Origin of the sequence: Streptomyces koelreuteriae (assembly GCF_018604545.1) — a bacterium.
GTDB lineage: Bacteria > Actinomycetota > Actinomycetes > Streptomycetales > Streptomycetaceae > Streptomyces > Streptomyces koelreuteriae.
The window spans coordinates 7,702,724-7,715,315 of the sequence record NZ_CP075896.1; the positions used below are offsets into that span (position 1 = coordinate 7,702,724).

At 68.8% G+C, this 12,592-nt stretch carries 7 protein-coding genes; 4 read left to right on the top strand and 3 right to left on the bottom strand.

Annotation, left to right across the window (positions count from 1 at the left end; all coding sequences use genetic code 11):
• Positions 1-17 precede the first annotated feature (17 nt).
• Positions 18-5,255, top strand: a complete 5,238-nt coding sequence (locus tag KJK29_RS34720) for a family 43 glycosylhydrolase (RefSeq protein ID WP_215123142.1) — start codon at positions 18-20, stop codon at positions 5,253-5,255.
• Between the two features lie 842 nt (positions 5,256-6,097).
• Here KJK29_RS34720 and KJK29_RS34725 read toward each other — a convergent pair.
• The 3 genes from KJK29_RS34725 to KJK29_RS34735 form a co-directional block, all read right to left on the bottom strand.
• Positions 6,098-7,123 carry a zinc metalloprotease gene (locus KJK29_RS34725; RefSeq protein ID WP_215123143.1) on the bottom strand — a complete coding sequence of 342 codons (1,026 nt, stop codon included), beginning with the start codon at positions 7,121-7,123 and terminating at the stop codon, positions 6,098-6,100.
• A gap of 319 nt (positions 7,124-7,442) precedes the next feature.
• Positions 7,443-8,663, bottom strand: a complete 1,221-nt coding sequence (locus KJK29_RS34730; protein WP_215123144.1) for a metallophosphoesterase — start codon at positions 8,661-8,663, stop codon at positions 7,443-7,445.
• A gap of 147 nt (positions 8,664-8,810) precedes the next feature.
• The gene (locus KJK29_RS34735; RefSeq protein WP_215123145.1) at positions 8,811-9,164 is read right to left on the bottom strand and encodes a hypothetical protein; all 354 of its coding nucleotides are present in this window, start codon (positions 9,162-9,164) and stop codon (positions 8,811-8,813) included.
• A 112-nt stretch (positions 9,165-9,276) separates the two neighbouring features.
• Between KJK29_RS34735 and KJK29_RS34740 the strand changes: the two genes are divergently transcribed.
• The 3 genes from KJK29_RS34740 to KJK29_RS34750 all read left to right on the top strand — a co-directional run bounded on the left by KJK29_RS34740 (position 9,277) and on the right by KJK29_RS34750 (position 12,362).
• Entirely contained in the window at positions 9,277-9,861 is a 585-nt protein-coding gene (locus tag KJK29_RS34740; protein WP_215123146.1) for a DinB family protein, read from the top strand.
• A gap of 135 nt (positions 9,862-9,996) precedes the next feature.
• Positions 9,997-10,563, top strand: a complete 567-nt coding sequence (locus KJK29_RS34745) for a PadR family transcriptional regulator (protein WP_215123147.1) — start codon at positions 9,997-9,999, stop codon at positions 10,561-10,563.
• An 80-nt stretch (positions 10,564-10,643) separates the two neighbouring features.
• Positions 10,644-12,362 carry an acyl-CoA dehydrogenase family protein gene (locus tag KJK29_RS34750; RefSeq protein WP_215123148.1) on the top strand — a complete coding sequence of 573 codons (1,719 nt, stop codon included), beginning with the start codon at positions 10,644-10,646 and terminating at the stop codon, positions 12,360-12,362.
• Positions 12,363-12,592: the final 230 nt, after the last annotated feature.

Genomic DNA, 12,592 nt, shown 5'->3' on the forward strand with positions numbered 1-12,592 from the left:
CAGCAGGGAACCCCGACATGACGCACGTCGCACGATTCGTACGACTTCGCAGCCGCGCGAGACGCCGGGCGGGCCAACTCGCCGGACTGACCGCCGCGTCGATGCTGCTCACCCTCGCCGGACCCACCGCTTCCGCACAGGCGACACCGGAGGCCCCCGCGGCCCCGGCGGCCGAAGCCGCGGACATCACCGACGGCCTGGCCCTGTGGTACAAGCTCGACGCGGGCTCCGGCGGCACCGTGACCGACGCCTCCGGCAACGGCCGGAACGGCACGGTCAACGGCACCGCCGACTGGTCGGCGTCCGGTCAGGGGCTCGCCTTCAACGGGTCCGACACCTACATCAAGGTGCCGGACGACGTCATGAAGGGCATGGACGCGATCACCGTCTCCATGGACGTACGGATCGACACCGCCCAGAGCACGCCCTACTTCCTCTACGGCTTCGGCAACACCAGCGCGGGCAGCGGCAACGGCTACCTGTTCACCACCGGCAACTCCTTCCGCACCTCCCTCGCCACGGGCAACTGGTCGACCGAGCAGACCACCAAGCCCTCCGACTCCCACAACCTGACCCGCGGAGTGTGGAAGCACATCACCTACGCCCAGACCGGCTCCACGGGCGTGCTCTACGAGGACGGCGTCGAGGTCGGCCGCAACACCTCGGTCACCACCACGCCCGGCGCCATCGGCTCCGGCACCACCAAGGCCAACTACATCGGCAAGTCCGTCTACGACGGCGACAAGCTCTTCAAGGGCCGGATACGCGACTTCCGTGTGTACGACCGGGCACTGGACGGCTCGGAGGTCGAGCAGCTCTCCCTCCCCGTCGCCACCCAGGGCGTCGCCGACGACAAGGACGCCCTCAGCCTCGGCGACACCAGCGGCGTCACCTCCGACCTGGACCTGCCGAAGACCGGCCCGGCCGGCGGCTCCGTCATCAGCTGGGACAGCGACAACCCGTCCGTGGTGTCCGGCACCGGCAAGGTGACCCGCCCCGAGGCCGGTTCACCGGACGGCCGGGCCACGCTCACGGCGACCCTGAAGAAGGGCGCCGTGACCGGCACCAAGCCCTTCGACGTCACGGTCCGGCCGGCGCTCGACGACGCCGCCGCCACCCGCGAGGCCGCCGAGGCGCTCACGGTCCACAATCTCGACGACGCACGCGGCAACCTCACCCTGCCCAAGAGCGGCATGTACGGCACGTCCGTCACCTGGTCCTCCGCGAAGCCGGACGTCGTCTCCGCCGACGGCGGGGTCCACCGCCCCGCGCACGGCGACGGCGCCACCACCGTCGAACTGACCGCCACCGTCGCCAAGGGCGACGCCAAGGCGTCCCGCGTCATGACGGCCAAGGTGCCCGAACTGCCCGCGGACGCGGCCCTCAAGGGCTACATGTTCAGCTACTTCACCGGCGAGGGCACCTCGGACGGCGAACAGCTCTACGCCGCCCTCAGCAAGGGCGACGACCCGCTGCACTGGCGTGAACTGAACGACGGCAAGCCGGTCCTCACCTCCACGCTCGGCGAGAAGGGCCTGCGCGACCCCTTCATCATCCGCTCCCCGGAGGGTGACAAGTTCTACCAGATCGCCACCGACCTCAGGATCTACGGCAACGGCGACTGGGACGCCTCCCAGCGCACCGGCAGCAAGTCCATCATGGTCTGGGAGTCCACCGACCTGGTGCACTGGACGAACCAGCGCCTGGTCAAGGTCTCACCCGACAGCGCGGGCAACACCTGGGCGCCGGAGGCGTTCTACGACGCCGAGCGCGGCGAGTACGTCGTCTTCTGGGCGTCGAAGCTGTACGACAACGCCGACCACTCAGGTGACACGTACAACCGCATGATGTACGCCACCACCCGCGATTTCCACACCTTCAGCGAACCCAAGGTCTGGATCGACCGCGGCTACTCGGTCATCGACTCCACGATGATCCGGCACGACGGCACGTACTACCGCCTGTCCAAGGACGAGCGGAACAACTCCTCCTCCACCCCCAACAGCAAGTTCATCTTCCAGGAGAAGAGCGACTCGATCCTGAACCCGTCCTGGACCCCGGTCGCCGAGGGCATCGGCAAGGGCGCCATGAACGCCGCCGAGGGACCGCTGGTGTTCAAGTCCAACACCGAGGAGAAGTGGTACGCCTTCCTCGACGAGTTCGGCGGCCGCGGCTACATCCCCTTCGAGACCACCGACCTCGACTCCGGCACCTGGACCCCCTCCACCGGCTACGACCTGCCCGCCAAGCCCCGCCACGGCACCGTGCTGCCGGTCACCCAGGCCGAGTACGACCGGCTGCTGCGCGCCTACCAGCCCGACCAGATCGTGAAGAGCGTCGAGGACGTGTCGGTCAAGACCCGGGTCGGCGACGCCCCGGTCCTGCCGGCCACGGTGATCGCCGAGTACGCCGACGGCGTCAAGCGTCCGGTCGCGGTCACCTGGGAGGACGTACCGGCGTCGAAGTACGCCCAGGCCGGCACCTTCACCGTGACGGGCAGCCTGCCCGACGGCACCGCGATCCCCGTCCGGGCCGCCGTCACCGTGTCCGAGGAGGGACCGGACATCCCGGCCGACCTGCTCCTGCACTACGACTTCGACGAGACGGGCGGCAGCATCGCCCGCGACTCCAGCGGGCACGGCCACCACGGCACCTACGTCCGCACCCCCGACTTCGGCACCGGCGTCGAGGGCGGCTCGTTCAAGATGTCCGGCGACGCGTCGAGCTCGCCGTACGTGAAGATCCCGGGCGGGGTGCTGAAGGACGCCGACAGCGTGACGGTGTCGACGTACGCCAAGTGGAAGGGCGGCAGCAGCTTCCAGTGGCTGTTCGGGCTCGGCCCCGACAGCGACAAGTACCTGTTCGCCACCCCGTCCAACGGCGGCTCCAGCCTCTACTCGGCCATCACCAAGGCGAGTTGGTCGGCGGAGTCGAAGCTGACGGCCGGCTCCCAGCTCACGCCCGGCCAGTGGCGGCACGTCACGGTTACGCTGAACGGCGCCACCGGCGCGATGGTCCTCTACGCCGACGGCATCGAAGCGGCCCGCACGACGACCACCATCAAGCCCTCCGAGCTGTACAGCGCGGCCAAGGACTACAGCGGCTACATCGGCCGCTCCCTGTACGCGGCCGACCCCTACTTCGGCGGCGAGGTCGACGACTTCCGCGTCTACGACCGCGCCCTCACCGGCACCGAGGTCATGAAGCTCAGCGGCAACACGGCGGGCATCGCCAAGGTGACGCACCCGCAACTCAAGGTCGACGCGATGGTCGACAACGCGGGCGGCACCATCACCCTGCCGATGAAGAAGGGCACCGATCTCACCGCCCTGGCACCGGAGTTCACACTCGCCGAGGGCGCGACGATCAGCCCCGCCTCCGGCAGCGTGCGTGACTTCACCAAGCCGGTGACGTACGAAGTCACCGGGGCGGACGGCAAGAAGCGCACCTGGAAGGTCTCGGCGCTCATCATGAAGACCCCGGTCCTGCCGGGTCTGAACGCCGACCCGGACATCGAGCGCTTCGGCGACACCTTCTACATCTACCCGACGACCGACGGCTTCGAGGGCTGGAGCGGCACACAGTTCAAGGCCTACTCCTCCACGGACCTGGTCCACTGGAAGGACCACGGTGTCATCCTCGACCTGGGACCGGACGTCAGCTGGGCGGACAGCCGGGCCTGGGCGCCCACGATGACCGAGAAGGACGGCAAGTACTACTTCTACTTCTGCGCCGACGCCAACATCGGCGTCGCCGTGTCCGACTCACCCACCGGACCGTTCAAGGACGCCCTGGGCAAGCCGCTGCTGAAGGCCGGTGACTTCCGCGGCCAGATGATCGACCCGGCGGTCTTCACCGACGACGACGGCAAGAAGTACCTCTACTGGGGCAACGGCCGCGCCTACGTCGTCCCGCTCGGCGACGACATGACCTCCCTCGACACCTCGAAGGTCACGGACATCACCCCGAGCGGCTACAACGAGGGCACCTTCGTCATCAAGCGCAAGAGCACCTACTACTTCATGTGGTCGGAGAACGACACCCGGGACGAGAACTACCGCGTCGCCTACGCGACCGGCCCCTCGCCCACCGGCCCGTGGACCAAGCAGGGCGTGATCCTGGAGAAGGATCTCTCCCTCGGCATCAAGGGCCCGGGCCACCACTCCGTCGTCCATGTCCCGAACACCGACGACTGGTACATCGCCTACCACCGCTTCGCCATCCCCGGCGGCGACGGCACCCACCGTGAAACCACCATCGACAGGCTGGAGTTCGACTCCGACGGCCTGATCGAGAAGGTCGTCCCGACCCTCGGCGGCATCGACCCGGTCACCGTCGTCCACGCCGGGCCGGACGCCACCGGCACCGAGGGAGAGCCGATCACCCTCACCGGCTCCGTCACCGGGGCGGGCACCCCCGAGTGGACCGTCCAGGACGGCGCCCCCTGCACCGTCAAGACCCCCACGGCGGCCCGCACGACCCTCACCTGCACCGACGACGGCACCTTCCGGGTCACCCTGACCGGCGGACGCGGCACCGACACCGCGACCGTCAAGGTCGCCAACGCCGCCCCGACCCTCACCTCCGCCAAGGGCCCCGGCTCGCCCCTCCCGGTCGGCAGGACCGCCGTCGTCACCGCCTCCTTCGACGACCCGGGCACGGCCGACCGCCACACCTGCACCGTCGACTGGAAGGACGGCAGCCGCCCGACGACCGGCAGGATCACCGACTCCGGCTGCCGCGCCACCCACGTCTACGACGACGCGGGCATCCACCGCCCGGTGATCACCGTCACCGACGACGACAAGGGCACGGCCACGACCACCCTTCCGGAGCTGATCGTCCACGACCGCGCCGCCGGCCCCGCCACCGGCACCGGAACGCTCACCTCCCCGGCCGGCGCCTACCCGGCCAAGCCGGGGCTGACCGGAAAGGCCGCCTTCACCCTGCGCGCCCAGTACCGCAAGGGCGCCGCCACCCCCACCGGCAAGGCCACCTTCACCTTCGGCCCCGCCCGACTCACCCTCCACTCGACCGGCTCCGACTGGCTCGTGGTCAACAACTCCCAGGCCGTCTACCAGGGCACCGGCACAGTGGGTGGCAAGCCCGGCTACACCTTCCGCCTCACCGCCACCGACGGCCCGGACACCTTCCACATCAAGATCTGGAAGAAGTCCACGGGCGATGTCCTCTACGACAACCAGACCGGCACCAGGACGAAGGGCACCATCACCATCGGAAACCAACGCCACTAGGTCGGGCCGGGGCCTGCTCCGGCGCCTGACTTGTGGTGCTGGAAGAACGGTTCTGGGATCCCGGGCAAGAAGATGTGCGACGGGCGCTCGAGGGTGTAGCGAGCCCTCCCCGCTCAATGAGGCTGGCTCAGCGTTCCTCGGTGCGCCCGGCATACACGAGGTAGCGTCCGCGTACGCCCGGCCCCTTCGGCGGGGCCGGACGGGCAGGGGGGGGCACCGCGACCGGGTGGCGAGACGGACAAGTTCGGGAACCGCTACGAGGGAGCCTGGACGATCAGACATGCCCTGTACGTGCTGCTGGGCTCGGGCACGTCGCTCCGAGTGGAGCCCGCGGGGCCGCTTGGTGAGGGTGTTGAGTTCGTCTACCGGCAGACAAGGGAGTGTGGGAGAGCCTGCGTTTCCACAGCGGAGTGCGGGCCGCGTTGGGGCTCATCGAGATGACGCCGCTCGATGAGCGCGGTGAGGGAGCAGCAGAGATTTCCTCGGCGGACACTGCCGTGGCAAGGCCCCGGATCTCTTCGGAGGCCCGGGGCCTGTGCCGTCACACCCGCTGCTCGCAGACACGCTCACGGGCGATTGGCAGCCGATTGACCAGCGACTCATCCGCGCTACGGCGGTGGATGGACGCAAACTCTTGCCGTGACCCGGAAGAGCGGTCGAAGTGCGGTGCCGACGCGTGGCTGTGGCCGTCGGGGCAGAAGGCGACGCCCCCGACCCGCAGTATCTTGTGCCCAGTCGCTCCCATGGGGCCGGGTCGGCGGGCTTGGGGCGGGTCTCAAGCCCGCTGATTTCGTCGGGCGGTTGAGTATGTGGTGGCACTGGAGAGGCGTTCCCTGCTCGGTTCAGTCGGCGCCCGCAGCCTGTGCGGTGACCAGCGCATCGACCCGGCTGCGATACGCCCCCACCAGGTTGTCCCCGTCCGTACCGGGAAGCCCGTCCGTGCCGGTCCCGATCGACTGCAGGACCGCGTCGGCCCGGGACTGGAGGTCCGCCAACTCCGCTGCGGTGTGCGGGTACAACAGGTTGAGCCCGCGCTTGTCGCCGTCCGACAGGTTCTGTCCAGTACCGGCCGGCGCGCAACTGCTCGGGTTGGACTTGTAGAAGAACGCCGGGAACCGGTACAGCATCACGGACTGTGAGTCGAAAGGCCCGGCGACGACATCCGGGTCGTCCTCGGTGCGAAGGTTGTGATCCACCTTCGCACGAGGCCATCGGTTCGGCTCCCCCGCGAGGTAGGTGTAGATGCCGGGGCGTCGGCCTTGAGCGTCCGCCACGAAAACACCGTCTCCATCCTGTGTGGGAACATATCCGGCCTCATCGTCCCAACGGAACTCGTCCTCGCAGGTGCCACGCATGTTCTGGTGGGAGTGGTGGAATCCCAGTGCGTGCAGGAACTCATGGCGCACGGTGCCCTCCCACTGGGCCGGCCTGTTCACCGCGTAGCGCCCGAGGTTCAGGCTGCGCTGGCCGGGATTGCCCCCCACTGGGCCACCTGTCGAGCCGATGGTGCGATCAGTGCTGTCCGTGCCGACCAGGGAGAAGTAGCCGCCCATGTCGAAGCTGACTCGGATCTCGGCGGCGAAGGCGGTGTCGGCCGTGGTCCATCGCCGGAACGTTCCTGTCGCCTCGTCATGGCCGAAGTCGAGTTCAAGGTTGCAGGCGTCGGTGATCTGTGACGTCGCTCCTGCGATATCCGCGTGCAGTTGTTCGTCTCCGTCGAGAAACGCGACTCGCACGGTCGAGCCGGGCGTCCATCGCGCGATGTCGGTGACAAGGAACTCCAGGCCACCGCCGGCCGAGGCACGCCTCCAATGATCCCGTACTTCGATCGCCGCGACGACGTCATCCGGGAGAGATTCGAGTTCCATGGCAGGTCCTTTCGCATCACATTCGAAAGAGTCCCCCGACCGCTATGCCGATGAATGGGCCGCTCGGCTCGAAGCGCGAGCGTGTCACCAACGGAAGCCCATAGTCCAGTATGGTCCGAATGGTGTTGCTATGCGAATCTATTGCCGCTCTAGGTAGTTCGACATTCACCGGAGCCGCTCACGTGCACGAATGCGGCATTCGATTTTGATCATGTCGCGGTCCGTGGCCCAAGTCGTCGAGTGCGGGCCTGGTCAGCTGTCGACGTCGCACCCCTCGGCTTGTGGACTGCTCCCAGCGGATATGTCGGCCCGCCCAGCGCTACGACGAGGTGGGCAGCTGCGGGGAGCGGAGCACGAGCAGGGTGATCTCGCTGGGGGCGAAGACGCGGAAGGGCGGGCCCCAGAAGCCGGTGCCGCGGCTGGTGTAGAGGAGGGTGCGGGGGCCGTGGTGGCTGAGGCCGGCGAGGGCGGGCTGGTCGATGCGGACCAGGTGGTGGAAGGGCCAGATCTGGCCGCCGTGGGTGTGGCCGGAGAGCTGGAGGTCGATACCGACGGCCGCTGCCCGGTCGATGAACTTGGGCTGGTGGGCCAGGAGCAGGACGGGGTGGTCGGGGTCGGCGCCGTTCAGGGCTCCGTCGAGGTGGGCGCCGTGGCCTGCCAGGCCGGAGGACTCGGCGGTGACGTCGTCCACGCCCGCGACCACGAGGGTGTCGCCTCCGCGTTCGAGCAGCAGATGGCGGTTGCGCAGCGGCTCCCAGCCCAGCTCGTCCATCAGGTCGACCCAGCCCTGGGCCTCGCTGTAGTACTCGTGGTTGCCGGTGACGTAGACGCGGGCCCGGGTGGCCCGCACGGTGCCGAGCGGGGCGGCCTGGGCGCGGCGGCGTTCGGCCGTGCCGTCCGCGATGTCGCCGGTGTGGCAGACCAGGTCGGCTTCCAGGGTGTTCACGGTCTCGCACACCCGGGCCGACCAGCGGGCGCGATCGAGTGGGCCGTAGTGCGTGTCGGTGATGAGGACGACGCGGGTGCCGTCCAACCCGGCACCCAGCCGTGGCAGTTGCACGTCGAGTCGGCGCACGCGTGGCACGCGGCGGGCCTCGGCGTACCCCCAGGCGAGCAGTACAGCGGTGACGCCGAGGACGGCCCAAGTGACGATGCGGGCCCGGTCCTGACCCTCGCCGACGCCGGCCACGGCCAAGGCGAGCCGCAGGAAGACGCCGAGCAGAACGGACCAGGTGAACAGAACCCAGCTCGTGCCCAGCAGGGTGTCACCGACGATCGCCGCCCGGTCCTGCTGGCGCCGGCCGTGGCCACGCGCCATCGCGAGCGGCATACCGACCAGGCCGAGGGCGAACAGGGCGGTGCCGACCAGCGTGACGGGCAGCGGCCAGTGCTGGCCTGCGTACAGGAGCACCCCGCAGGGCACGGCCCACAGCAGGACGGGGGCGATCAGGGGGAGGTAGCGCATCAGGCGCTGCAGTCGGCTCCGCCGCGGTGCTCGCGCTTCGCTGTCGGCGGGTCGGGTGTTGCTGGTGTCGGCCACGCTCTCCCTCTCTGACCAAGCTGCCGTCGCGCGAACTGTATCCGTTCGCCCTCGGCCCGGCCGGACCTCGGTTCCCTGTCCGGCGGCACGCCGCAGGAAGGCGTCCACAGGGCAACCAGACCGCTGGACAGCGTCAGGGTTCGCCGCTCAGTAGCCGGGCGGGATCCGGTCCTGCCGCCCGTCGGCCGGCTCCGCCGCGTCGTCGTCCGGTTGTGCCCGCTCGGCCACGGCCGGGTCGTTCGAGTCCGAGATCAGCTCCGCGATGCGCAGGGTGCACTCCCACTCTGTCAGCCTGCCTTTGATCACCACCAGGTATGACTCCTGGTCGGCGAAGCGATACACGCGGCGCCGCTTCTCGACGATGTTCTTGCTCGGCAGATACGTGTGGAGTGCGGCACGGAGTGCGTTCAGCGCCTGGTCCTTCGTTTCCTGCCCGCGACAGATGAACTCGGTCCTGTACGTGTCGCTGTAGTACTCCGCGATCACGACCCAGTTGCCCATGCTCATTCCCCTCGACGCCATTGTCGGTCAGCCACAGCTCGGCTCCGCCGGTCGCTGCGTACCACGTACGGGATCTTGAGGCCACGAGCGGCCCATGGCAGGCTCATGCCGCATGATCGATGAATTCGCGAAGGACAACCTGCACGGGAGATTACGGCGGGACCGCGAGGCGCTGCTCTGGAAACTCGACGGCTTGTCCGAATACGACGCCCGCCGGCCTTTGACAGCGACCGGGACCAACCTCCTCGGCCTGGTCAAACACGTGGCCACCGTCGAGGCCAGGTACTTCGGCGAGGTCTTCGACCGCCCTTCCCCGGAACCGCTGCCCCGGTGGCAGGACCACGACGGCAGCGACCTGTGGGCGACCGAGGGCGAGACCCGCGATCAGATCATCGGGTTCTACCGGCGCACCTGGGAGCACTCGGACGCGACGATCAACGCGCTTCCCCTCGACGCCCCCGGCCACGTGCCCTGGTGGCCGGAGCCTTATCTCAACACGAACCTGTTCGCCGTCCTGGTCCATGTCCTCGGCGAGTCCATCCGGCATACCGGGCACGCCGACATCCTGCGCGAGGGCCTCGACGGCCGGACCGGGATGCGCGCCGAATACGAGACGGGGATCGACGAACAAGCCCGTGCGGCCTACTGCGCGAAGATCGAGCAGGCCGCCAGGTCGGCCGCACCGGCCAAGGCTTAGAGGTCGTCTCGGTCGGGGGTGGGCAAGAGGCGGAAACGGCAGGGTGAGAGCTATCCACCGCCGCCCCGCGTGAGCCCTGTCTCACCTGGGCAGCGCCCCTTGGCTATGCAACGAGTTGCATAGAAGGATCTGGGCATGGCTCTCGAGCACGCGATCCTCGTCTCCCTGCTGGAGAAGCCGGGCTCCGGCTATGAGCTGGCCCGGCGGTTCGAGCGGTCCATCGGATACTTCTGGACCGCCACGCACCAGCAGATCTACCGCGTTCTCAAGCGCATGGAGGGCGAGGGCCTGCTCGCCGTCCGTGCGCTGTCGCAGCAGAGCCGACCGGACAAGAAGGAGTACTCCGTCGTAGGCCCCGGCCGCGCCGCCCTCTCTCAATGGCTGCACGAACCGATCGAACCCGAGAGCATCCGGCACGAACTCGCAGTGAAGATCCGAGGCGCGGCCTTCGACGACCCGTCCGTGCTGATCCGTGAGGTCGAACGACACCGCCAGGTGCACAGCGACCGGCTCGCGCACTATGTGACCGGGGAACTGCGCGACTTCACCGGCCCGGAAGCCCCCACCCCGCTCGACGCCGGTCAGGAACTGCAGCATGTCGTGCTGCGCGGCGGCATCGCGTACGAGCGGATGACGATCGCCTGGCTCGACGACGTACTCGCCACCCTCGGCCGGCTCGGCATGCCACACGCGCCCGCCTGACCGGGTCGGCCAACGCCGCCCGGACCCCGCGCCCTTCAGACCCGCACGCTCAACCCTCAACCCTCGGAAGGCGGACCTTCATGGCCGACCCCCTCCTCTTCAACCCCCGTACGTACGACCCGGCGCAGTTCGACGCCGAGACCCGCAGGTTGCTGCGTGCCACCGTCGACTGGTTCGAGGACCGCGGCAAGCGCCGGCTGATCGAGGACTACCGTTCCCGCGCCTGGCTGGCCGACTTCCTCGCGTTCGCCGCCAAGGAAGGGCTGTTCGCCACCTTCCTCATCCCGGCGTCCGCCGCCGGCGACAAGGACCAGCGCTGGGACACGGCCCGGATCGCCGCCCTCAACGAGATCTTCGGCTTCTACGGTCTCGACTACTGGTACGCGTGGCAGGTGACCATCCTCGGTCTCGGACCGGTCTGGCAGAGCGACAACGCGGCGGCTCGCACCCGCGCCGCGGAACTCCTCACCCAGGGCGAGGTGTTCGCCTTCGGTCTCTCCGAGAAGACCCATGGCGCCGACATCTACTCCACCGACATGCTGCTGACGCCGGACGGCAACGGCGGCTTCACGGCGACGGGCTCCAAGTACTACATCGGCAACGGCAACGCCGCCGGGCTCGTCTCGGTCTTCGGCCGTCGCACCGACATCGAGGGCCCCGACGGCTACGTCTTCTTCGCCGCCGACAGCCGCCACTCGGCGTACCACCTCGTGAAGAACGTCGTCGACTCCTCGAAGTACGTCAGCGAATTCCGCCTCGAGGACTACCCGGTGGGCCCGGACGACGTCCTGCACACGGGCCGCGCCGCCTTCGACGCCGCCCTCAACACCGTCAACGTCGGCAAGTTCAACCTCTGCACCGCCTCGATCGGCATCTGCGAGCACGCGATGTACGAGGCGGTCACCCACGCGCAGAACCGCATCCTGTACGGCCGCCCCGTCACCGCCTTCCCGCACGTGCGCCGCGAGTTGGCCGACGCGTACGTCCGCCTCGTCGGCATGAAGCTCTTCAGCGACCGCGCCGTCGACTACTTCCGCTCCGCCTCGCCGGACGACCGCCGCTACCTGCTCTTCAACCCGATGACGAAGATGAAGGTGACCACGGAGGGCGAGAAGGTCATCGACCTGATGTGGGACGTGATCGCCGCCAAGGGCTTCGAGAAGGACACCTACTTCGCCCAGGCCGCCGTCGAGATCCGGGGACTGCCCAAGCTCGAGGGCACGGTCCACGTCAACCTCGCGCTGATCCTCAAGTTCATGCGCAACCACCTCCTGAACCCCGCCGAGTTCGCGCCCGTACCGACCCGCCTCGACGCGGCCGACGACACCTTCCTCTTCGAACAGGGTCCCGCCCGCGGCCTCGGCTCCGTACGCTTCCACGACTGGCGCCCCGCCTACGACGCATACGCCGAGGTGCCGAACGTCGCCCGCTTCCGCGAGCAGGCCGACGCCCTGTGCGAGTTCGTCACCACCGCGGCCCCCGACGAGGAGCAGAGCCGCGACCTCGACCTTCTGCTCGCCGTCGGCCAACTGTTCGCCCTGGTGGTGCACGGCCAGCTCATCCTGGAGCAGGCCCGCCTGACGGACCTGGACGAGGATGTGCTCGACGAGCTGTTCTCCGTCCTCGTCCGCGACTTCTCCTCCTTCGCCGTCGAACTGCACGGCAAGGACTCCGCCACGGTGGATCAGCAGCGCTGGGCACTCGGTGCGGTCCGGCGTCCCGTCGTCGACGAAGCGCGTTCGGGGCGGGTCTGGGAGCGTGTGGAGGCACTGTCCGGGGCGTACGAGATGGCGCCGTGACAGCCCGCCCACAGGGCTCGCCGTCGACATGTGACGGCCAGGGGCCCCGCGAGCGGTAACGCTCGTACCGTGGCTGCGTCGGGTTGCCTGGGGCGCACATGCCTCAAGGCAACCCGACTTCAGGCCCTGGAAGACGCCCAGCTTCTTCGCCGAGTACGGGGCCATGGTGAAGCGTTCGGGAGCTGACAAGGGCATCGCCGGAGCACACGGAGCTGAGTCTTTCCCGGGAA

Coding starts and splice junctions, on each gene's coding strand:
- KJK29_RS34720 (WP_215123142.1), top strand. CDS start 18: ATGACGCACGTCGCACGATTCGTACGACTTCGCAGCCGCGCGAGACGC.
- KJK29_RS34725 (WP_215123143.1), bottom strand. CDS start 7,123: ATGGAACTCGAATCTCTCCCGGATGACGTCGTCGCGGCGATCGAAGTA.
- KJK29_RS34735 (WP_215123145.1), bottom strand. CDS start 9,164: ATGGGCAACTGGGTCGTGATCGCGGAGTACTACAGCGACACGTACAGG.
- KJK29_RS34740 (WP_215123146.1), top strand. CDS start 9,277: ATGATCGATGAATTCGCGAAGGACAACCTGCACGGGAGATTACGGCGG.
- KJK29_RS34745 (WP_215123147.1), top strand. CDS start 9,997: ATGGCTCTCGAGCACGCGATCCTCGTCTCCCTGCTGGAGAAGCCGGGC.
- KJK29_RS34750 (WP_215123148.1), top strand. CDS start 10,644: ATGGCCGACCCCCTCCTCTTCAACCCCCGTACGTACGACCCGGCGCAG.